The organism is Paraburkholderia atlantica, from assembly GCF_009362785.1.
GTDB classification, from domain to species: domain Bacteria; phylum Pseudomonadota; class Gammaproteobacteria; order Burkholderiales; family Burkholderiaceae; genus Paraburkholderia; species Paraburkholderia atlantica.
In genome coordinates, this window is sequence record NZ_WHNQ01000017.1 from 73,580 (window position 1) to 95,454 (window position 21,875).

Genomic DNA, 21,875 nt, shown 5'->3' on the forward strand with positions numbered 1-21,875 from the left:
CGCCGCCATGATCCGCCAGAAAAAACCTCCGTCACCCGATCCCTATGCGTTAGCCGCGAAGAACCCGCTGCTCGATGCGCGACTGCCCGCGTGGCGCTCGAAGTTCATCGTGCTGCTCGTGTTCGGCGCGTTCGCGACGCTCGCAGCCCGCGCGTTCTGGGTGCAGGTCGTGAATCAGGATTTCTACGTCGACCAGGGGCAGAAGCGCTATCAGCGCCTGCTCGAACTCGACGCGACGCGCGGCCGGATCGTCGATCGCAATGGTTCGATGCTCGCGGTCAGTCTCGCGACGTTCGAAATCTGGGCTTCGCCGAAGCTCGTCGACGAAAGCGCGTTCGCGCCGCTCGCGAAGCTGCTCGATCTACCGCCTGCGGAACTGCGCCGGCGTCTGAACGGCGAGCGCAGCTTCGTGCTGCTGAAGCGCCAGGTCGATGCCGACACCGCCGAACATCTGTCGCGCCTCGGGCTCGCCGGCATCACACAGGTGGCCGACACCAAACGCTTTTATCCGGAAGGCGAGTCGGCCGCGCACGTGGTCGGCTTTACCGACATCGAGGACAACGGTCAGGAAGGCGTCGAGCTCTCCGCCGACGCGCAACTGCAAGGCGTGCCGGGCCAGCGCGAGGTGATCCGCGACCGGCTCGGCCGCGTGATCTCGGAGACACGGCCGCTCGTGCCCGCGCGCAACGGCGCGACGATCCAGCTGACGATCGACCGGCGCATCCAGCAACTCGCATACACGCAACTCAAAGCCGCGATCGCGGAGCACCGCGCCGAAGCGGGCAGCGTGGTCGTGCTCGATGCGCGCAACGGCGAGATCCTTGCGCTCGCCAACTACCCGAGCTTCGATCCGAACGATCGCACGCACCTGTCCGGCCGGCAGCTGCGCAACCGCGCGGTGATCGACACGTTCGAGCCGGGCTCGACGATCAAGCCGCTCGTCGTCGCGCTATCGATCGACGAAGGCAAGGTGCGGCCGCAAAGCATCATCGATACGGCGCCCGGCTGGTATCGGATCGGCCCGGCCGTGATTCACGACACGTCGAATCATGGCGCGATGACGGTTGCCGAGGCGGTGCAGAAGTCGAGCAATATCGCGCTCGCGAAGCTCGCGCTGAACCTGCCGGCCGAGACGATCTGGACCAAGTACCAGCAATACGGTCTCGGCATGAAGCCGGAGCTGCCTTTCCCGGGCGTGGCCGCCGGCAAGCTGCGGCCATACAACCGCTGGCGCCCGATCGAGCAGGCCACGATGGCGTACGGCTACGGGCTGTCGGTGTCGCTGCTGCAAATCGCGCAGGTCTACACCGCCTATGCCGGCGACGGCGCGCTGCGGCGCGTGAGCCTGCTGCGCGAGCCGCTCGATGCGGACGACCCGACGTCGTTCGCCGCGCGCAGCGAACCGGTCACGACGCCCGGCACCGCGCGCGCGATCCGCAACATGCTCGAAATGGCCACGGGCGAAGGCGGCACCGGCCGCGCCGCGAGCGTGGCGGGCTATCGCGTCGGCGGCAAGACCGGCACCGCGCGCAAGCAGATCGGCGCGGGCTACGCGCCGAATCGCTACCGCGCGCTGTTCGTCGGCATGGCGCCGATGAGCAATCCGCACCTGATCGTCGCCGTGATGATCGACGACCCGGCCGGCAAGGCGTTCTATGGCGGTACGGTCGCCGGACCGGTGTTCAGCGGTGTGATGGGCGGCGCGTTGCAACTGCTCGGGGTGCCGCCGGATGCGGCCGGGGTGTGACGCGTAGTCAGCGTTGATGCCGGTCGATCAGCCCTGCTCATCGAGCGCATCGGCCTGCGCCTCGATGCGATTGCGGCCGTTGCGCTTGGCCTGATACATCGCGCGATCGGCCTCGTCCATCATCGCCTGACCGAGCGACATTGCGTCGGCCGGGCTGCCAGCGACCACGCGTGCGGCCACGCCGATCGACACCGATAGCGCAATGCGCTCGCCGTGCTCGTCACGCACGTCGAGATTCTCGACCGCCAGCCGCACGCGCTCGGCGACCGTTAGCGCGTCGCTGCGATCGCCTTGCAGCAGCGCGGCGAATTCCTCGCCGCCATAGCGCGCGACGGTGTCGCCAAGCCGCACCTGCTGTCGCACGCAGGCCGCCACCGCCGCGAGCGCGCGGTCGCCGATCTGATGGCCGTGGCTATCGTTGATGCTTTTGAAACCGTCGATATCGATGAACAGACACGCGACCGGCGCGCGATAACGGACCGCCCGCATCAACTCCTCGCGCAGCCGCTCGTCGAAATAGCGGCGATTCGCGAGGCCGGTCAGCGAATCGGTCGTGCCGAGCTGCTTGAGCCGCTCGCGATGCGCGACGTTGTCGAGACTCGCGGTCACGATGCTGGCGAAGCGCTCGAGGATGTCGGTGGCCATGCCCGCGCCGAAGCGCGTTGGGTCGTCGCTGCCGAGGCATAGATAACCGCTGACGCCCTTGCCCGCGGCGAGCGGCAGCAGAATCGCGCTGGCCGGCACATGGGCCGGCACGGCGCCGAAGAATGCGCGGCGCGCGTCGTCGGCGAGTTCGGCGGGGCGGCCGAGCCACGGCCGATCGTCCTCGCACAAAGACCGCGCGATGAGACCGCCCTCGCGCGAGGTCTTTAGCTGCGCATGCTCGAGCGCGTGCAGGTTGTCCGGCTCGAGCAGTTCGAGCAGCATCGGCGCACGGTCGTCGAGCCACAGCACCACGTTCGCGAGAGCGAACTCCCGCGGCAGATGGCTGAACAATGTATCGAGAAACGACGCGAAATCCTGCGCGCCGATCAAACGCAACTCGACGTTCTGGAAGCGCCGCAACGTGCGCTCGTTGTGCTGCACGGTGTCGACGAGCGAGCGAAGGCGCTCGGAAAGCGGCGTTTGGGCGAGTTTCGTCACGGTATCAGCAAGGCGGCCCTGAAGGCGAACGGGGTCGACGCCCCAACTCTACTGATAACGGCCGATCCGCCGGGGTCTTGAGGGCAGGCTCTCGACGCTTCGGCCGGCACGCGAGCGTGCGCGTCTACTGTTGTCAACGCTCGCTTGCATTCGCTTGCACTCGCTTACACGCTGCGAGATCCGTTTGCGTAATGATTGCCGTTCTTAAGTTTCGCTTAATTGTTCGCTGCAAGTATGTACTTCATCCCCTGTTGAGCCGCCAGAACATCGGCGGCGTTTTTTCTTGAAGGGTGCCAAAAACGCGGCCGAGAATGGTCCCGCGCACAAGAAGAAGGAGGTAAATCATGGTTGAAGAGATGGTAGTCGAACACCTGCGTGCGATGCCCGGCCATCAATGGACTCGCCAGATTCATTCCTGCAAGGTCTCCGATCCGCTGCAACAGCCTTGGGGCCGTTCATACCGGCTCGTCGAATGGACGATGAAGCACGAGCCCGAATCGAGCCGTCGCGTCGTTCCCGCCGAAAGTACTCCACTCGAAATCGCCCAGGCCGTGGTCTCTCATGTACCGGGCCGGCGCTTCTGTCAGCAGGCTGATTGAGCGCTCCGTTCGACGTTCAATGGCGCGCCGCGATCGCGTCGCAGTAGTCGAACGCGTCCTCCAGCCTGTCATTTCCCCAGAACATCTCACCGGCGACAAAGAACGTCGGCGCACCGAAGATCCCCTTGCTGATGGCCAGTTCGGTCTGTTCGCGCAAGCGGAGCTTGTTTGCGTCGCTTTGCGCGGCGTCGATCACGCTCTGCACCGGTAAGCCAAGCGAGTCGAGCGCTGCGCGGACGACATCGATCGAGCCGATATCGCGGTCGTCGACGAAATTCAACTGCATGATCTTGCGGCACCAGGCACCGATCCACGGCTCGTTCGCACCTAGCAGCGCGACGCGCATCGCGAGAACCGCCGCACGCGGAAACGTGCTGGGACGCGTGAGCGCAATGCCGTATTTGCGGCATTGACGCTCCATGTCTTTCCACACATACGCGCCTTTTTCTTTCTGCAATACGAAGGGCGAATTGTCGAAACCGAGCTGGCGAAATACCGGACCAAGCAGGAAGGGCCGCCAGACGATCGTCACGTTGCGCGCGGCCCCCAACGCTTCGATCCGCATCATGCTCAGATAGCTGTAGTTGCTGCCGAAGTCGAACCAGAACTCGATCGCGCGCGTCGTCGAGTTTGGGTTTTCATTCATTGCTGTCTCCTGAACTCGTGCTTCCAGGCTCAGCGGGTTTGCACCGCCACGCGCAGGCCGAGCGAAATGAACAGCACGCCGATCAGCTTGTTCTGCCAGCGCGTCAACCACGTCAAACGCTTCACGAGTTTGCCCAACGGCCGCATCGTCAGAACGATCAGCGTCGTATAAAGCGCGCTCATCGCAACGAAAATCAGCCCGAGCGTCGCAAACTGCAGAAACGTCGAGCCATGTTCGGGGCGTACGAATTGCGGCAGAAACGCGAGAAAAAACAGCGCGGTCTTCGGGTTCAGCACTTCGGCGGGAATCGCCTGCAAGAACGCCTTCGAACCCGACACCGGCGCGACGACAGGCAGATGCGCACTCGCCTGCTTTTCACGCAACGCGCGAATACCCAGATAGACCAGATACGCGGCACCGACGAATTTCACCGCATTGAAGGCGAGCGCGGACGTCATCAGCAGCGCGGAGAGGCCGACGGCGGCGCCCAGCGTATGCACGAAATCGCCGGCTGCGATACCGAGACCGGTCAGAATGCCGGCCTTGCGTCCACCGTGCATCGTGCGAGTCAAAACCAGCAGCACGGCCGGGCCTGGAATCAGAAAAAGCCCGAGCACGACGGCAACGAAAGTCCCCAACGTGGATAGGTCAAGCATGTCGTCTCCTCGCGATGCGCGGCATCGACATGATGGGCGCGCGTTCCGCGGACCATTGTAGTCGAAGCCGCGAACCTGCCCTGGGCGCCTCGCTCGCCTGGACGATCCGTTACCATGTCGGACATCGCGCCGCGTACCGCGTGCTTCTTATCATCCACCGACGTTTCCGCCTTGCCCACCTATACCCTGCCCGCGCCGCTGAGCGCGGAACTCGAAATTCGCAAGAGCCGCTTCATCGCGTATGCGCTCCCGGTCGCCGATCGCGATGCCGCGATGGCCGAATTGCAGCGTCTGCGCGACGAGCATCCGGCCGCGACGCACGTGTGCTGGGCGTTGCTCGCGGGCGGCCAGTCCGGCATGTCCGACGATGGCGAACCGTCCGGCACCGCCGGTCGGCCGATTCTCGAAGTGCTGCGGCATCACGATCTGGATGGCGTGCTCGCGGCCGTCGTGCGCTATTACGGCGGCGTGAAGCTCGGCGCGGGGGGTCTGGTGCGCGCATACACCGACGCGATCGCGTCCGCGCTGCTCGACGCGCCGCGCGTCGAGAGGATTGCCCAGGTTTCGCTAGGCGTCGAAGTCAGTTATGCCGACGAAGCCAAAGTCCGCCGATGGATGGACGCCGAAGGCTATGCGCTGGTGGACAGCGCCTACGGCATGCTGGTGAAGATGACGATGCGCGTGCCCGCCAATGCGCTCGACGCCGCCAGGGCAACGCTGACCGATATCACGCAGGGAAAGGCGGGCTTTTTCTGAGCGGCTGCCGGCGAACGCCCTTCGGGCGTAGCCCCGATGTCCATCGCTATCGCGGCCCGTTATGATGGCCGGGCTAGCCAGCCCATTTGCGAGGCTCGCTGCCCGGATCGGCAAGGAACGCCCGGAGCCCGTTTGAAGGTGCGACGGTCCGGTTCGCTGCTACCATGCTGTTCTTCACCGGGCTGACTCACTTAAAAGGGCAACTCTTCTGACTTCGACCGCCGCTTTCTCCCGCAGGGCTGCTGCGCGTTCGCCGTTGAGATCCGTCGTGCTCAAGGGCTGCGGCGCCGTGCTGCTGCCCACGCTGCTGTCCGCGTGCTCGTGGTCATGGTTCGGCCTGAACAGCAGCGCCAGCGCGACACACCCGAAGACCCACGGCACCGGCTCGCTCAGTGTCGCCCCTGCAAGCGACTTCGCGTATCTGCCCGCCCGCGACGGTCATGTCTCGCCGAACCGCATCGAAAATACCGGGATGACCGGGCTCGTGCTGAAGGACGACGTCAGCCTCGTGGTGCGCAACGGTGTCGCGAACAGCCTGCGGGTGGCCGGTTTCCGTATCGACGACAACAAACGCGTGCTCAGCGGCAGCATCGAAACCTTCACGGTGGACGATAAGCGCTCGCCAGCAATATGGACGCTGAAGATGCACTACGTGGTCATCGATGCGGCGACCCAGAAGGTCATGTACACGACCACGCGCACCGTGAAGCAGAAGTCGCCGAAATTCACCGGCAATACGATCGCGATCGAAGACACGGTCAAGCTCAGCGTCGATACGTTGATCGGCGATCCTGGCTTTATCAAGGCGGTGAACTAAACACGCGGCCGGCGGAGGCGCGGCGCGGTTTCGCTACAATCCCGGTAACGCATCGCGGGCGATCCTCCGCGCGATGCATCGTGATCTCCCGTTCGGAATGCAGCCGTCATGTCCCTTACCGCCTGGCTATTCTTCTTGCCCGCCTGCTTTGCCATCAATCTCGCACCCGGGCCCAATAACCTGCTTTCGATCAACGTCGCCGCGCGGCATGGCTTCATCAAGGCATTCGTCGGCGGCAGCGGCCGGCTGCTCGCCTTCGCGATGATGCTCGCGCTCGCCGCCACCGGTCTCGCCGTCGTGCTGCATGCGTCCGAGTGGGTCTTTCTGACGATCAAACTCGCAGGCGCCGCGTATCTGATCTGGCTCGCGATCCAGTTATGGCGCAGCGACGCTCCCGCTATCGATACGTCGCAACCCCAGGAGGCCGCGCTCACTCGCATCGCACGGCAGGAGTTTTTCGTGGCGGCAGGCAATCCGAAGGCGATCCTGGTTTTTACCGCGTTTCTGCCGCAATTCGTCGACGTCGCGCAGCCGATACTGCCGCAATTCGCCGCGCTCGGCGCGAGCTTCCTGGTACTCGAATGGGTCGCGATTGCCTTGTACTCATGGGCCGGTATGTATCTCGGCAAGTGGCTGATGCGCGCGAAGATCCGCCGCTGGTTCAATCGCTGCTGCGGCGGCTTTCTCGCTGCGATCGGCGTGAGTTTTCTGCTGGTTCGGCGTGCCTGAGGTGAGGCCTTTTCATAACGAATAGCTAATACATCGGCGGAGAAACTTTAACTATCAGCTTTCGTCGCTCCACCTTATGCTCGAACCGTGACCGGCCGCGAAGTGGTGCAATGCGGCATTCGGCGAACGGCTTTTTCATCGTCACGGAGCGACATCATGAAGATATGCATCTTCGGAGCGGGAGCGATTGGCGGTTTATTGGGCGTGCAATTGGCGCGCGCCGGCGCGGACGTCAGCTTCATTGCGCGCGGCCCGCATCTGGCGGCCATGCGTGAACACGGCGCGCGCCTCATCATGGATGGCGAAACATTCAGCGCGCCGGTGCGCTGCACGTCCGACCCAAGCGAACTCGGCGTCCAGGACGTCGTCATCGTCACGCTGAAGGCGCATTCGCTGCCAGGCGTGGTCGACTCGATGCAGCCACTGCTCGGCAAGCACACGGCGATCGTTACCGGCGTCAACGGCATTCCATATTGGTACTTCTATCAGCATGGCGGACGCTTTGCCGGTACTCGCCTCGCGAGCGTCGACCCCGATGGTTCGCAATGGACCAAGCTCGGTCCCGAGCGCGCGATTGGCTGCGTACTCTACCCGGCGGCGGAAATCGTCGAACCGGGGGTGATCAAACACGTGTACGGCAAGAAGTTCCCGATCGGCGAACCGAGTGGCGAACGCACCCCGCGCATTCAGCAATTGCACGAGATCATGCAGGCAGCCGGCTTCGAAGCGCCGATTCGCGACAACATTCGCGACGAAATCTGGCTGAAACTCTGGGGCAATCTGTGCTTCAACCCGATTAGCGCATTGACGCATGCAACGCTCGATGTCCTGACGAGCGACCCGGGCACGCGCGCGGTTTCACGCACGATGATGCTGGAAGCGAAGCGAATCGCCGAGCAGTTCGGCGTGCACTTTCGTGTCGATGTAGAAAGGCGTATTGATGGCGCGGGCGCGGTTGGTGCGCACAAAACATCGACGCTCGTCGATCTGGAGAACCGGCGGCCGATGGAAATCGATCCTTTGTTGACCGTCGTGCAGGAAATGGGCCGACTCGTTGCCGAACCGACACCCACCATCGACGTCGTGCTCGCACTGATCAAATTGCGCGAGAAGATGGCATTACAAGGTAATTGACTAGCTACTCGTCAACTCCTTTTCGTTTTGCAACACGACCCAAGGATCGGATGCCATGCATCCGATCCTTTTTCGCACTAGACGTTATTGATCGATCGCCACCCACACCGCTTTTGGTTCAGTGAAATTCTCGATCGCGACATCGCCATGCTCGCGACCGAAGCCCGAATCGCCAGCACCACCCCACGGCAAACGCACGTCCGTGTAGCCGTAGGTATTGATCCACACCGTGCCGGCCTTCAAGTCGCGCGCCACGCGATGCACGCGGCTAAGGTCAGCGCTCCACACGCCGGCCGCGAGACTATACGATGTGCCATTGGCGATTCGGATCGCGTCCGCTTCGTCGTTGAAACGGATCACGCTTGCTACCGGCCCGAAGATCTCCTCCTGCGAGATGCGCATCTCGTGCTCGACATTCGCGAACACGGTCGGCTCGACGAAAAAGCCGCGATCGCCGACTCGCGCGCCGCCGGTCACGAGCGACGCGCCTTCCGAGCGACCCGTGTCCACGTAGCTCAATACGGTCTTCATCTGCGCGGCTGAAATCAGCGGTCCCATCGACGTTTCGCGCAGCGACGGATCGCCGACCTTGATCGACTTTGCGCGCGTGGCCAGACGCTCGACCACTTCGTCATACACGTCACGATGCGCGAGTATCCGCGACCCGGCGGAGCACACTTGCCCCGTATTGAAGAACACGCCGGACGCCGCGGCGCGCACCGCATTGTCGAGATTCGCGTCGGCAAAGATCACGTTGGCCGACTTGCCGCCGAGCTCCAGCGTCACGCGTTTGAAGTTGCCCGCCGCGCCCTGCAGGATGCCGCGTCCGACCGAAGGCGAACCGGTGAACGTGACCTTGTCGATACCGGGATGCGACACCAGCGCGTCGCCCACCACACTGCCCTTGCCGGTGACGATATTGAGCACGCCCGGCGGCACACCCGCTTCGAGCGCCAGCTCGCCGATGCGCAACGCGGTGAGCGGCGTGATCTCGGCAGGCTTGACGATCAGCGTGCAACCGCAAGCGAGCGCGGGCGCGATCTTCCACATGCCGATCATCAGCGGAAAATTCCACGGCACGATCGCAGCGACCACGCCGACCGGCTCGCGCAGCGTATAGGTCAATGCATCGGGACGCGTCGGCACCACCTGGCCGTTGATCTTGTCGCACCAGCCTGCGTAGTATTCGACGGTATCGATCGCGGCGGGCACGTCCTGACGCATCACCGCGGCAATCGGCTTGCCGCAGTCGAGACTTTCGAGCGCGGCGAGTTCTTCCATGTTCTCGCGCATCAGGCCCGCGAGACGTTGCAGGATGCGGCCGCGTTCGGCGGCCCGAATCGAATTCCATACTTTCAATGCGCTGCGCGCCGCGCGCACCGCGGCATCGACGTCGGCGGAGCTGCCTTGCGCGACCAGCGCGATCGGCTCCTCGGTCGCGGGATTGATATCGACGGAATATTCCCCGGTGCCTGGCGGCATGCGCTTGCCGTCGATCAACAGATCATGTTGCCTGAGGTCGGACTGGATATCCATCATGAAGCTCCTTGAGTAGGACGTTATGTGGCTGACTGGCGGCGCATCGATCGAATGTCGCGCATCGCGCGAGCATTTCGGTCGGTCGGCCCCTATCTAAGGTTCTGGCAACAGGCTTTGCCGCACGGACTGCCAGTTGAAGCTTTGCGTCGCGGCAGCGACTGCGGCAGGCATTTCGTCTGCGCTCCGCGAATGATCGGTCGTCGATGCGACGAACTGCGCCCACGCAGCAGCCGCATTGGGACGAAGCGAGCGATTTCTGCGGTGCACGAGTACCGTCGTCAATGTCGTTTCGGGGAGCAGCGGGCGACTCACCAACGAAGCGCCCGGCGAAGGCCAATGCGCATCGACAGGCAATACGCCGACACCCAATCCCAATTCGACCATGCGCGCTACCGCCGCAACGTGTCCGAGTTCCTGCATCGGCCGGCGCTTCAATTCGTTCGCGGCGAGTACCGGTTCGAGCGCGGCGCGCACGCCGGTATCGGCATTCAGCGTGATCAGCGGAGATTCGCGCAACGCGTGCCATCCGATGCTGTCGTGCTGGGCTAGCGGATGCACGGAGGGAAGCACCGCATGCAGTGGGGTAGTGAAAAGCACCTGAGCATGTAATAGCAGACTATCGACGGGTGCAGTCACACAGACCGCGCCGAAATCCACCTCGCCCTGCTCGACACTGGCCAATACGCTGCATTGAGGCTGATCCTTGACCGACACGACCAGCTCGGGAAATACCGACGCGCACTGCGCCAAAGCCCCCGATACCCAGCCGGATGACAACACCGGATTACTCGCGAATAGCACGACGCCCGTGTGTCCGTCGTAAGCAGCGCGCTCTTCGAGCAGCGTCAGTTCGATTTCATCGAGCAGCCGGCCGATTCTTCTCTCGAGACTCGCACCCGCATTCGTCAATTCGACCTGGCGTGTCGTGCGATCGAACAGCTTCAATTCGACCGCGTCTTCCAGTTCACGCACACACCGGCTGATGGCCGACTGCGTCAGATCGAACTCGCGTGCCGCGCGCGTGAAACTGCGCTCGCGCGCGACCGCGACGAATACCTTGAGCTGCTGCAACGAAACATTCATGGCGTCGGTTCCGGGCGCGCGACGCTCACGTTATTCGCCAGACTGTTCGGGCCAGTGACTCATTCTCGACGCATTGCCATTGCCATGACCCGCGACGGCCAGCGCGCCCTGAGGTTCATCGTGCGATTCGATCCAACGCGTGCGCATCGGCTCGAGGATGAACTTCGCGGAAATACCGGCTGCGATCGTGATGACGGCGGAAACGATGAAGACGAGGTTCCAGCCGCCCGTCGCCGCGAGCACCGATGCGATCGGCACCAGCAACGAGGCCGTACCCTTCGCGGTGTACAACGTGCCTGCATTGGCGGCCGCGTACTTGCTGCCGAACGTATCCGCGCAAGTCGCCGGGAAGATCGAGAAGATCTCGCCCCAGAACAGGAAGATCAGCGCGGCAAAGACCATGAAGGCATATGGATTGCTGCCGAACTGCATCATGCCGAGCAACGCGAGGCCCTCGCCGATGAAGATCACGAACATCGTGTTTTCACGGCCGATCTTGTCGGAGATGAAGCCGCATAGCGGACGCGTCAAACCGTTGAAGATATTGTCGATCGACAACGTAAGGGTCAGCAGCGGCAACGTCGCGCCGAAGACCGACATCGGAATGCGCGCCAGGCCCCAGTCTTTCGCGATCGGGCCGATCTGTGCGGTCGCCATCAAACCACCCGCTGCGACCGCGACGAACGACGCGTAGATCACCCAGAACACTGGCGTTTTGATCATCTGGCGCGACGTGAAATCGACTTTAGACACCGCGAAGCGGCTCTTGCGTACTCCTGCCTGACGCAAGATCGGCCGCGTCAGGAGCATCGCGAGCAGCAGAATGCTGACGCCTTGCACGATGCCGAAGAACAGGAACGTCGCTTCATAGCCGCGGCTCGTAATCATGTTTGCAATCGGTATCACCGTCAGCGCCGCGCCCGCGCCAAAGCCCGCGGCCGTCAAACCCGCGGCTAGACCGCGCCGGTCGGGAAACCACTTCAGCGCATTGCCGACACATGTTCCGTACACACCGCCCGCGCCTATCCCGCCAATCACCGCGGCGAAATACAACATGCCGAGCGTCGTCGCATACGAATTGAGAATCCAGGACAAACCCGCGCAGATCGCGCCGCCTGCCACCACCGGGCGTGGCCCGAATCGATCGACGAGCCAGCCCTCGAACGGCACGAGCCACGTCTCGGTCAGAATGAAGATCGAGAACGCGAGCTGGATCGACGCCTCGCTCCAGTGATGCCGCGCATGCATAGGAGCCACGAATAACGTCCACGCATATTGCAGATTCGCCACCAGCGCCATGCAGATCATGCCGATGACGAGTTGCCACCATCGGTTACGCCAGGACATAGGGGTCGTCGATTGCTGGGTGATATCGTTCATGAGCCTTGTCTCCACTATTTATTTAGTGCAGCCGGCTTAGCGCCGTGCTGGATGCGTCCCGCCTTATCGTTATGGCCCGAGAACTTCGCTATTCGGGAAAATTCGAATCGATCCTTTAATGCCTTTCCCCCGAACTCGTCTTTCGATGATAGTTCTTGCTTTATTCCGACCAGAACCACGCTTCAGCCGGTAAGCATTACAGCTTATTCCCCCGCTATTGCGTCCGCCACACCACATATCTATGCGTTAACCCGCGTATTACAGTGGCTATTCGGCTTGTTATAGGTTTCATGCTAGGGTCATTGCTGAATTACTCATAATTAAAGTTTGTTATTATGTTGATTCACGTTTCCTTATACATCGACCATGACGATGCGCAATGCAACTCTGCGGCAACTGAAGGTCTTTGAAACGGTGGCGCGCCACCTGAGTTTTTCGCGCGCCGCGGAGGAATTGCATCTGACTCAGCCGGCCGTTTCCACTCAGGTCCGGCAACTCGAAGAGCATGCGGGGCTGCCTCTGTTCGAGCAACTTGGCAAAAAGATCTATCTGACGCCGGCCGGCACTGAAATGCTCCACTACAGCCGCGCGATCATGCAGCAGTTCCATGAAGTCGACGAAGCGATGAGTCAGTTGAAGGGCGTCTCCGGCGGCAAGCTGAATGTCGCCGTGATCAGTGCCGGCGACTATTTCTTTCCGCGCCTTCTCGCCGAATTCACGCGTCGCTATTCGGGTGTGGATCTGAATCTGGCGGTGCACAACCGCGAAGAACTGCTGCATCAACTGGCGACCAATCAAACCGACCTCGCGGTCATGGTGCGTCCGCCGCACGAAACCGACGCGACCAATGAACCGTTCGCGCCGCATCCGTATGTGATCGTCGCGGCGCCCACTCATCCGCTTGCGCACAAGCGCAATATCCGCTTCAGTCAGCTCGCGAACGAAGCGTTCATCGTGCGCGAACGTGGCTCGGATACATGGAATTCGATGGAAGAAGGGTTCGCCGGCCGTCTGTCGAATCTGAAGATCGCAATGGAGATCAAGAGCACCGAGACGATCAAGCAGGCGGTCATTGCCGGAATGGGCATCGCGTTTCTGTCTGCCCATACGATCAGCCTGGAATTGCAGTTGGGTCATCTGGTCGTGCTCGACGTCGAAAGCTTTCCGGTGATGCTCAACTGGTATGTCGTGCATCGGAAAAACAAGCGTCTGCCGCCGGTGGCCGTCGCCTTCAAACGCTTCCTGATGGAGGAAGGCGCCAGTCTGATCGAAAAGATCACGCGCGTGAAGGAACTGAGCGTGCATAAGCCTTAAGCTATGGAAAGCCAATAAAACTTTAACTATTGCAAATCGATCGCGACTTCTATGCTGCAAGCGAGTTCTCTCACTTGCGAGCCGAGGAGGCCGATCATGAACCACGCTCCGGTTGAATCCCGTATCAGTACACGCAACGCTCGCACAGCGGCGGCGGATCACGAAAACCATCCCGACGATGCGCATCTGAGCGCCTACAATGCCGCGTTCAGCGATCTCGGGCTGCGGTTTCGCTGGGACCGCGCCACGCTCGACATGCTTAAAGAGTTCAATGGCGAGTTGGCGCGAATCACCGCTTATATCGAGCGCTATCACAGCCATCTGCATCGCGCGTACGATGCCGACTTTCTCGCGCAACTCATTCTGCACAGGAAGATGCAGTACTACAGCGAATTCGCCGCGGCCGTTGGTGAATAGAAGCATCGAACAAGACTCGGTCGGCGGGATCATCGTCCCGCCGTCTTCGCTATTTGCAATCAGGTTTATCAGGGGCGTCTGCATCGTCGATCAGCGGCGCGTAGTGAATTGAACCGGCCGCTTGTGCGTACATTTGCGTGAACAGTCGCGCTGGCGCCCATTGCTTCGTCTACCGTCGCGCCCATCCCGACGATCTGCATAGGCGCTCAAGCGCATCAGCGCCGGCGCGACATCGCGAAGCGCCCAGGTCTGCTCTTCTCCACCATGCCACTCGATGTTCGCGAGCAGGCCCGGCTTGCCGAGCGCCAGGCCATCGCTACGCGCGGCGAACGCACGCATGCGCGGTGCACAACTGTCGTGATGCGCGGCGTGAGCGGGATTACCCGAATACTCGCGACTCAGCATCAGATGCACGCCCATTGCCAACGCCAGCGCGCCCGTTGCGAGCAATGCCGCGAGTCCGAATGGCTGTGCCTGTTCGGTGACGAAGCTGTAACCGAGCCAGCCGCATAACAGCAGCGCAAACAGATTGACCACGTGATGGCCCGGCAGCGCGGCCGCCTCGAGTTGCAATACGCCGCGCAGCTTGCAGAACGCGATCGCGCAGGCCGCGAAGATCAGCGCGCCGATCAAGACGGCCGAAAACAGTTCGATGCGTTCGGTGTTCTCGCGCGCTGCGGCCAACAGGTATCGCGTAAAGCCTATCGACGCGACCGCCAAACCGATGCCGCTGCCGAGCAATGCAAGCATCCGGGGCCTGCGTGTCGGATCTCGTTCGCGCACGCACGTGTGCCGATGCGCCGATTGCCCGCCGAGCCGTCGTCGCGTGAGCGCGGTCACTGCCACCGTCAGCACGGTGACCAACGCCATCGCGACAGTCACCGCAAGCAGCAGCAACAGATCCATCAACACGGCACTCCCACAGGCTTGCGGCATGCGTGATCCTCCGTGATGCGATGAAAGGCAAGAGCCCGAGGTCCCTGCCCTCGTCAACCGACGTTCGCGGTATCGCCCAATCGCTGCGGTGCGTCGCGCGGCGCCGCGCTCAACGTATTGGTCAGCGTGCCGATCCCATCGATCGTGATCGACACCGTTGCGCCGTCCTTGATCGAGCCTACACCCAGCGAGGTGCCACACGCGATCACGTCGCCGGGTTCGAGCGTCAGATCCTGCGAAATCAGACTCACCTGCTCGGCCGGCGAAAAGACCATATCGGCGAGCGGATAATTTTGACGCTCGACGCCGTCGAGCGTCGTCAGCAGGCGCGCCGCCCGCCAGTCGAAACCGGAAACGATGGCCGGACCCAGACAACAGAACGTATCGAAGCTTTTCGCGCGACACCACTGCGGAAAATGCGGATTCTCGTTGAGCAAGTCGGCAGCGGTGACGTCGTTGACGAGCGTGTAGCCGAAAATTGCCGCCTCCGCCTGCTGCACATCGAGATCGCGGCAACGCTGGCCGATCACGATACCGAGCTCGCCCTCGTAGACGATCTTGCCCGCGTAGTGACGCGGCCGGCGGATCGGCTCGCCCGCGCCGATCACCGACGCCGCCGGCTTCATCAGAAACAGCGGATGCGTGGGCACGGGTTTGTCGAGCTTCGCCGCGAGCGCGTGATAGTTATTCCACAGCGCGACGATCTTGCCCGGCGCACACGGCGCCAGAGGCGTCAGTGCGCGCAGCGACAGAACCGCGCCGGTCGGCACCGGCTGCGCGAGACTTTCGTACTCGTGCAGGTAGGCGCCTTCGACACGGCCGAACACTATGCCGCCGTCGCCCGACATGAACCGCATCCACGTCTGCATGCGTCGCTCCTAGATTGCGCCGGCAGTGCGCAGCGCCGTGATCTGCTCGGCCGAATAACCGAGTTCGGCCATCACTTCGTCGGTATGTTCGCCAAGCAGCGGCGAGCGTTTGACGTCGGTCGGGCTGTCGGACAGCTTGATCGGATTGCCCACGGTCAGATACTTGCCGCGCTGCGGATGATCGACTTCGACGATCGTGCCGGTTTTGCGCAGCGACGGCTCTTCGGCAATTTCCTTCATCGACAGGATCGGGCCGCACGGAATGTCGTATTTGTTCAGGATCTGCATCGCCTCGAACTTGGTCTTCGTCATCGTCCAGCGTTCGATTTCGGCGAAGATCTCCTTCAGTCGCGGCAGGCGCGCTGGCGCTGTCGCATAGTCGGGGTGGGTGGCCCACTCCTCCTTGCCGATCACGTTGCAGATCTTCGCCCACACGGGCGCCTGCGTGATGAAGTAGATATACGCGTTGGGGTCCGTCTCCCATCCCTTGCACTTCAGAATCCAGCCCGGCTGCCCGCCGCCCGACGCATTGCCCGCACGCGGCACCGCGTCGCCGAACGTGCCGTTCGGGTATTGCGGATACTCTTTCATCACGCCGGTGCGGTCGAGCCGCTGCTGATCGCGCAGTTTGACGCGGCACAGATTGAGCACGCCGTCCTGCATCGCGGCGAGCACGCGCTGGCCGCGTCCGGTATGCGTGCGTTGATAGAGCGCGGTGACGATGCCGAGCGCGAGATGCAGCCCCGTGCCGCTGTCGCCGATCTGCGCGCCGGTCACGACCGGCGGACCGTCGTCGAAGCCGGTGGTCGACGCCGCGCCGCCCGCGCATTGCGCGACGTTCTCATAGACTTTGCAGTCCTCGTAAGGGCCCGGACCGAAGCCCTTCACCGATGCGACGATCATGCGCGGATTCAATTCCTGAATCCGCTCCCACGTGAAGCCCATGCGGTCGAGCGCGCCCGGTGCGAAGTTTTCGACCAGTACGTCGCATTTCTGGATCAGCGCTTCGAGCACCTGCTTGCCTTCCGGATGCTTGGTGTCGATCGTGACCGAGCGCTTGTTGTGATTGAGCATCGTGAAGTACAGGCTATCCACGTCGGGAATATCGCGCAGTTGCTCGCGCGTGATGTCGCCCGCGCCTGCCCGCTCCACCTTGATCACGTCCGCGCCGAACCATGCGAGCAATTGCGTGCAGGTCGGCCCCGATTGCACATGCGTGAAATCGAGGATGCGCACACCGTCGAGTGCCTTGGCCATGTCGTATCTCCTGAACGATGAAGGTTATTTGTACATGGTCTGGTTCTTCGTGCCCGGTGCGTATTCACGTGGGTCGACCCAGATGTTGACGACCGCCGAGCGGCCGGTGCGATGAATCGCTGCGCGCGCACGCTGTAGCGCGCTCGCGATCTGCGCGGGATCGCGCACTTCCTCGCCATAGCCGCCGAGCATTTCGGCGAATTTGCTGAACGGCACGTCGCCGAGCAGATTGCCGACGTTGCCGCGTTCCTCGCCGTATTTGGCGAGCTGGCCGTAGCGGATCTGGTTCATCGCCGAGTTGTTGCCGATCACCGCGAGGTACGGCGCGCCGAAGCGGTTCGCGGTTTCCATGTCGAACGCGGTCATGCCGAACGAGCCGTCGCCGTAATAGCAGAGCACTTCCTTGTGCGGATGTGCAAGTTTCGCCGCGAGCGCGAAGCCCGTGCCGACGCCGAGCGAGCCGAGCGCGCCGGGGTCCATCCACTGTCCCGGTCGGCGCGGCCGCACCGCTTGCGCGGAGATCGTCACGACGTCGCCGCCGTCGCCGATATAGACGGTGTCGTCGGACAGGAATTCGTTGAGTTCGTACGCGACGCGATACGGATGAATCGGCGTGCTATTCGAGCGGAACAGCGGCAGCAGTTTTTCAGTCGCGGTCGCTTCGGCGTCGCGCAACTGTGCCATCCATTTGCGGCGCGCCTGGCGCTTGTCGTCCTTGATGCGACCGCTCGCGGCTTGCAGCACGGCAGCGAGAATCGCGCCCGGATCGCCGACGAGGCCCAGATCGATATCGCGATTCTTGCCGACGGTTCGATAGTCCATATCGATCTGCACCAGAGTCAATTCCTTGCTGATGCGTCGGCCGTAGCCCATGCGGAAATCGAACGGCGTGCCGACCACGATCAGCACGTCGGCATTCGCGAAGGCCTGCGACCGCGTGCGATCGAAATGATGCGGATCCCCTGGCGGCAGCAGCCCACGGCTCGCGCCGTTGAAATAGCCGGGAATCTCGATGCCGCGCAGCAGCGCGATCGCCTGGTCGTGACCGCGCGCGGTCCACACCTGCTGGCCGTACAGGATCGCGGGGCGTTCGGCATCGACGAGGATGTCGGCGAGTTTCTCGATGTCACGCGGATCGCCGATCGATTTCGTCGACGCGCGATAGTGGCCCGGCCGCGGCACGATCGCGCGCGTCGCGTCGACTTCGCGGTCGAGCACGTCGCGCGGAATTTCCAGGTAGGCGGGACCGGGGGCGCCGTTGAAGCATTCGCGCGCGGCCATCGAGATCATGTCGGCGACGCGCTCGGTGCTCGATACGCTCGCGGCGAACTTGGTGATCGGCGCCATGATGTCGACGTGCGGCAGATCCTGCAGCGATCCCATCTTGTGCTGGGTCAGCGCGCCTTGTCCGCCGATGTGCAGGATCGGGCTTTCCGAGCGGAATGCGGTCGCGATGCCGGTCACCGCGTTCGTGCAGCCGGGGCCGGCGGTGGTCACCACGCAGCCGAGCTTGCCGGTCTGGCGCGCGTAGCCGTCGGCCGCATGCGCGGCGACCTGCTCGTGGCGCACGTCGATGATGCGGATGCCTTCGTCGACGCAGCCGTCGTAGATATCGATGATGTGCCCGCCGCACAGTGTGAAGATCGTGTCGATCCCCTCGTTTTTCAGCGCCTTCGCAACCAGATGGCCGCCCGACACGACGCCCGCGTCGCGGGTCTTCTGCTTCAGCGTGTCGTCGGCGGTCGTGGTCGTGGCCGTGGCCGGACTCAGGGATGAAACAACTGCAGACATAGTCATCTCCTCATCTATCGGATGTGCAACGGTTATCGACGGACGCGTCTGCTTCGATATACGTCCGGCTGCACCGACGTCTCACGGCTTCGAAGATACCGTATGTGATATATCACATTCGTTCAAGCCAATTTTCGAGACAGAAACGGCGCGAAGTTCGTGCTGCTCAAGCTTGTCAACCGTGGCTTTGCGCGGAACGTGCAAGGCTTTGCGGCGGTTGTTTCAAGGGAAAACACTGAGTCGCGGAGTGCGGCTGTCGTTGTTGATATATCACATACCATATTTTTAAGACCGTCAAGCACGGTTTATCCCGCAGTGCGGCGGCGACCTCGTTTTCCGGCCACCAGCTTGAAACGCGCGCACGCAAAAAAGCCCGCGGTGCTTGCACACCGCGGGCTTTTCGAAATCAGCAGGAAATCAGATCAGGCGTCTAACCGCTCTCAATCGAGGAAATCGCAATTGGCTTCGACGAACGCCGCGAGATCGAGCGAATGCTGACGCGTGAGCCGCTCGGCGAGTTCGGTATCGCGCTTCTCGAGCGCCTCGATGATGCGCAGATGATCGACGATCGAGCGCGCGGCCCGGTCGCTCTGCGAGATGGTCATGCGCCGGATCGCACGCACGTGGATGAAGATGTTCTTGATCGTGTCGAGAATGATCTGCGACTTCGACAACTCGACGATTGCCTGATGAAACGCGATGTTCGCATCCGAATACTCGGCGATATGCTCCGCCGGGGTCGTGTCGCGGAAATTGTCGAACATATGGCGCAGGCGGCCGATCTCCTCGTCGCTCGCATGCAGCGTGGCGAGGCGTGCGGCCATGCTTTCGAGCGCGGCCCACATCTGGATCATCTCGACGATTTCGCGCTTGCTCTTGCGCACGATGTAGATGCCGCGCCGCGGCACCATGCGCAGGAAGCCCTCCTGCTCGAGCAGCGTCATTGCCTCACGCACCGGCGTGCGGCTCACGCCGAGCGATTCGCTGAGCACGCGCTCGTCGAGACGGATTTCTTCGCGATTCTGGTAGATATCCGCGTCGGCGATTGCCTGACGCAGCATCGCATACGCCTGATCGCGCAAGCTCGCGCTCGCGCCGATAGGCTGCAACGACAGGGTCAACGGGGTGGCCACTGTTTCAGTTGGAAGTTCTGACGACATTCATCGCCTCTGCTTGAACACGTGCGCGATTCGGCGCCACTGCTTTGCCGCGCTGCTCGCCCAGGCCCACGAAGCGGCCATGTTGCGATGCAAGCGCCCCGATCGAGTCGGGAATCCAGTCGGTCAGCAAAACGGTGGCGGCACAGCCCAACCCTAAGACAGCAACGGCGAACAGCGCGAGAGGTACGAATTCCACGTGCGACTCCGAACGATTGAGAAGGTTAATTCCTCAATTGTATGCTGCAACGCCGCATTTTTCAATATTCGGTATGTAGTATATCAACACCTGTTGTTTTTAAGATTGCTTCACGGTAGCACGCCCTGGGGATGCGTGGTTCGCCCACATCATTGCCCGCGATGGCCTCCTTGGGCGCTTGGTGTAAACACGCAAAACGCGCGCTATTCGCGCAGCCGCGTGCGATGATCGCGCATTTTCACCATTGCGCGGATTGTGAATTCGGGGGCGCGTCATTACCCTTCCGGACATCCTGCCGCGGAGCGATTGCGTCGAATGCCTTGCCGGCGCGGCGCAATCGACTCAAGCCCATGTCACGTTGAAGGAGACTCGATGAGCACCGCCCACCCGCAGGCCGCATTGGCCACTCACCGCAATGCGCGCAGTCAAGCCCGCAAAGCCGCACTCGGCAGCTTTGTCGGCGCCGTGGTCGACTGGTACGACTTCCTGCTGTACGGCATCGTCGCCGCGCTCGTGTTCAACGCCGAATTCTTCCCGAACGTCGGCCCGGCGATGGGCACGCTCGCCGCATTCGCGACCTTCGGCGTCGGCTTCCTGTTCCGCCCGCTCGGCGGTTTCGTGTTCGGCCACTACGGCGACCGGCTCGGACGCAAGCGCATGCTGGTGCTCACCGTGATGATGATGGGCCTGTCGACGGCCGCGATCGGTCTGCTGCCTGCGTTTTCGACGATCGGCTGGCTGGCGCCGGTGCTGCTCGTCACGCTGCGCGCAATCCAGGGCTTCGCGGTCGGCGGCGAATGGGGCGGCGCGGCGTTGATGGCGGTCGAAAGCGCGCCCGAGAAAAAGAAGGCCTTCTACAGCAGCGGCGTGCAGGTCGGCTACGGCGTCGGGCTCGTGCTGTCGACGGGTCTCGTCGCGCTGATCAGCCGCTCGATGGACAACGCCGCGTTCCTCAGCTGGGGCTGGCGTCTGCCGTTCCTGTTCAGCGTCGTGCTGGTGCTGATCGCGTTGTGGATCCGCTCGAGCATGGAGGAGTCGCAGGAGTTCGTCGAGAAAGTCGGCAAGCATGGCGAGCGCCGCGTGCGCCTGCCGATCGTCGAAGCGCTGCTGCGCCATCCGAAGGCCTTCCTGCTGATCATCGCGCTGCGGCTCGCCGAGCTGTTCACGATGTACATCGTGACCGCGTTCGCGCTGAGCTACTCGACCACGAACCTGCATATGCCGCGCGAGTTCTTTCTGACGATCGGCTTCGTCGTCGGCGCGCTCAGCTGCGTGACGATTCCGTGCTTCGCGTGGCTCGCGGATCGCTTCGGCCGCCGTCGCATCTATATGATCGGCGCGCTGGTCGGCGTGTTCAGCGCGGTGCCGTTCTTCCTCGCGCTCGAAGCGCGTTCGACCGTATGGATCGTCGTGTTCGCGGTGATGCTTGCCAACATCGCGCACGACATGGTCGTCAGCGTGCAGCAGCCGATGTTCACCGAGCTGTTCGGCACCGAGTACCGCTATAGCGGCGCGGGTGTCGGCTATCAGGTGGCGAGCGTGGTCGGCGGCGGCTTCACGCCGTTCATCGCGGTCGCGCTGGTCAGCTTCGCGGGCGGCTCGTGGCATCCAGTGGCCGCATATCTGGCGATCGGCTGCCTGATTTCGGTACTCGTTGCAGCACGCATGAAGACCGGCCGCACGATCGATTGATACCGGCGAAACTC

The 21,875-nt window shown here is 62.6% G+C and carries 21 protein-coding genes; 9 read left to right on the forward strand and 12 right to left on the reverse strand.

Going from position 1 to position 21,875, the window contains the following annotated elements; genetic code table 11:
- Positions 1 to 7 precede the first annotated feature (7 nt).
- The gene (locus GCT19_RS23230; RefSeq protein ID WP_152853220.1) at positions 8 to 1,747 is read left to right on the forward strand and encodes a peptidoglycan D,D-transpeptidase FtsI family protein; all 1,740 of its coding nucleotides are present in this window, start codon (positions 8 to 10) and stop codon (positions 1,745 to 1,747) included.
- Positions 1,748 to 1,774: 27 nt separating this feature from the next.
- Here GCT19_RS23230 and GCT19_RS23235 read toward each other — a convergent pair whose 3' ends face one another.
- Positions 1,775 to 2,890, reverse strand: coding sequence for a GGDEF domain-containing protein (locus GCT19_RS23235; RefSeq protein WP_321576856.1), 1,116 nt, complete (start codon positions 2,888 to 2,890; stop codon positions 1,775 to 1,777).
- Between the two features lie 344 nt (positions 2,891 to 3,234).
- Here GCT19_RS23235 and GCT19_RS23240 point away from each other — a divergent pair, with 344 nt between their 5' ends.
- Positions 3,235 to 3,489, forward strand: coding sequence for a DUF2866 domain-containing protein (locus GCT19_RS23240; RefSeq protein WP_013091226.1), 255 nt, complete (start codon positions 3,235 to 3,237; stop codon positions 3,487 to 3,489).
- Between the two features lie 16 nt (positions 3,490 to 3,505).
- Here the strand turns inward: GCT19_RS23240 and GCT19_RS23245 are convergent, their stop codons facing one another.
- Together GCT19_RS23245 and GCT19_RS23250 are read right to left on the reverse strand one after the other, a co-directional pair.
- Complete coding sequence (locus GCT19_RS23245) at positions 3,506 to 4,135, reverse strand: 2-hydroxychromene-2-carboxylate isomerase (protein WP_152853221.1); 630 nt, start codon at positions 4,133 to 4,135, stop codon at positions 3,506 to 3,508.
- A gap of 29 nt (positions 4,136 to 4,164) precedes the next feature.
- Positions 4,165 to 4,791, reverse strand: a complete 627-nt coding sequence (locus GCT19_RS23250; RefSeq protein WP_013091224.1) for a LysE family translocator — start codon at positions 4,789 to 4,791, stop codon at positions 4,165 to 4,167.
- A 114-nt stretch (positions 4,792 to 4,905) separates the two neighbouring features.
- Here GCT19_RS23250 and GCT19_RS23255 point away from each other — a divergent pair, with 114 nt between their 5' ends.
- The 4 genes from GCT19_RS23255 to GCT19_RS23270 all read left to right on the forward strand — a co-directional run bounded on the left by GCT19_RS23255 (position 4,906) and on the right by GCT19_RS23270 (position 8,227).
- Positions 4,906 to 5,547 (forward strand): IMPACT family protein, encoded by a 642-nt coding sequence (locus tag GCT19_RS23255; protein ID WP_018437163.1) that lies wholly within the window; start codon positions 4,906 to 4,908, stop codon positions 5,545 to 5,547.
- Positions 5,548 to 5,815: 268 nt separating this feature from the next.
- Complete coding sequence (locus GCT19_RS23260; RefSeq protein ID WP_018437164.1) at positions 5,816 to 6,364, forward strand: hypothetical protein; 549 nt, start codon at positions 5,816 to 5,818, stop codon at positions 6,362 to 6,364.
- Between the two features lie 108 nt (positions 6,365 to 6,472).
- Entirely contained in the window at positions 6,473 to 7,093 is a 621-nt protein-coding gene (locus GCT19_RS23265) for a LysE family translocator (protein WP_018437165.1), read from the forward strand.
- 156 nt (positions 7,094 to 7,249) lie between these two features.
- On the forward strand, positions 7,250 to 8,227 hold the full coding sequence (locus tag GCT19_RS23270; RefSeq protein WP_013091220.1) for a 2-dehydropantoate 2-reductase: 978 nt from the start codon (positions 7,250 to 7,252) through the stop codon (positions 8,225 to 8,227).
- 84 nt (positions 8,228 to 8,311) lie between these two features.
- Here GCT19_RS23270 and GCT19_RS23275 read toward each other — a convergent pair whose 3' ends face one another.
- From GCT19_RS23275 to oxlT, 3 genes are all read right to left on the reverse strand, one after another.
- Entirely contained in the window at positions 8,312 to 9,763 is a 1,452-nt protein-coding gene (locus tag GCT19_RS23275) for an aldehyde dehydrogenase family protein (RefSeq protein WP_018437166.1), read from the reverse strand.
- Between the two features lie 96 nt (positions 9,764 to 9,859).
- A complete protein-coding gene (locus GCT19_RS23280; protein ID WP_152853223.1) occupies positions 9,860 to 10,849 on the reverse strand; it encodes a LysR family transcriptional regulator in 990 nt (329 codons plus the stop codon).
- 30 nt (positions 10,850 to 10,879) lie between these two features.
- Positions 10,880 to 12,229, reverse strand: coding sequence for an oxalate/formate MFS antiporter (gene oxlT / locus GCT19_RS23285; RefSeq protein ID WP_026229014.1), 1,350 nt, complete (start codon positions 12,227 to 12,229; stop codon positions 10,880 to 10,882).
- 366 nt (positions 12,230 to 12,595) lie between these two features.
- Between oxlT and GCT19_RS23290 the strand changes: the two genes are divergently transcribed.
- Together GCT19_RS23290 and GCT19_RS23295 are read left to right on the forward strand one after the other, a co-directional pair.
- On the forward strand, positions 12,596 to 13,543 hold the full coding sequence (locus GCT19_RS23290; RefSeq protein WP_013091216.1) for a LysR family transcriptional regulator: 948 nt from the start codon (positions 12,596 to 12,598) through the stop codon (positions 13,541 to 13,543).
- A gap of 96 nt (positions 13,544 to 13,639) precedes the next feature.
- A complete protein-coding gene (locus tag GCT19_RS23295) occupies positions 13,640 to 13,960 on the forward strand; it encodes an HAD family hydrolase (RefSeq protein ID WP_018437169.1) in 321 nt (106 codons plus the stop codon).
- A gap of 90 nt (positions 13,961 to 14,050) precedes the next feature.
- On the opposite strand, the gene GCT19_RS23300 is transcribed toward GCT19_RS23295, so the two are convergent.
- The 6 genes from GCT19_RS23300 to GCT19_RS23325 all read right to left on the reverse strand — a co-directional run bounded on the left by GCT19_RS23300 (position 14,051) and on the right by GCT19_RS23325 (position 20,169).
- On the reverse strand, positions 14,051 to 14,896 hold the full coding sequence (locus GCT19_RS23300) for an NAD(P)(+) transhydrogenase (Re/Si-specific) subunit beta (protein ID WP_026229015.1): 846 nt from the start codon (positions 14,894 to 14,896) through the stop codon (positions 14,051 to 14,053).
- A gap of 53 nt (positions 14,897 to 14,949) precedes the next feature.
- A complete protein-coding gene (locus GCT19_RS23305; RefSeq protein ID WP_018437170.1) occupies positions 14,950 to 15,765 on the reverse strand; it encodes a fumarylacetoacetate hydrolase family protein in 816 nt (271 codons plus the stop codon).
- 9 nt (positions 15,766 to 15,774) lie between these two features.
- Positions 15,775 to 17,022 carry a formyl-CoA transferase gene (gene frc, locus GCT19_RS23310; protein ID WP_018437171.1) on the reverse strand — a complete coding sequence of 416 codons (1,248 nt, stop codon included), beginning with the start codon at positions 17,020 to 17,022 and terminating at the stop codon, positions 15,775 to 15,777.
- Positions 17,023 to 17,046: 24 nt separating this feature from the next.
- A complete protein-coding gene (locus tag GCT19_RS23315) occupies positions 17,047 to 18,813 on the reverse strand; it encodes a thiamine pyrophosphate-binding protein (RefSeq protein ID WP_018437172.1) in 1,767 nt (588 codons plus the stop codon).
- Positions 18,814 to 19,253: 440 nt separating this feature from the next.
- Complete coding sequence (locus tag GCT19_RS23320; protein WP_026229016.1) at positions 19,254 to 19,973, reverse strand: GntR family transcriptional regulator; 720 nt, start codon at positions 19,971 to 19,973, stop codon at positions 19,254 to 19,256.
- Entirely contained in the window at positions 19,951 to 20,169 is a 219-nt protein-coding gene (locus tag GCT19_RS23325) for a hypothetical protein (protein WP_026229017.1), read from the reverse strand. The genes GCT19_RS23320 and GCT19_RS23325 overlap by 23 nt, the downstream gene beginning before the upstream one ends.
- Positions 20,170 to 20,541: 372 nt before the next feature.
- On the opposite strand from GCT19_RS23325, the gene shiA reads away from it, so the two are divergent.
- Entirely contained in the window at positions 20,542 to 21,861 is a 1,320-nt protein-coding gene (gene shiA / locus GCT19_RS23330; RefSeq protein ID WP_018437175.1) for a shikimate transporter, read from the forward strand.
- Positions 21,862 to 21,875: the final 14 nt, after the last annotated feature.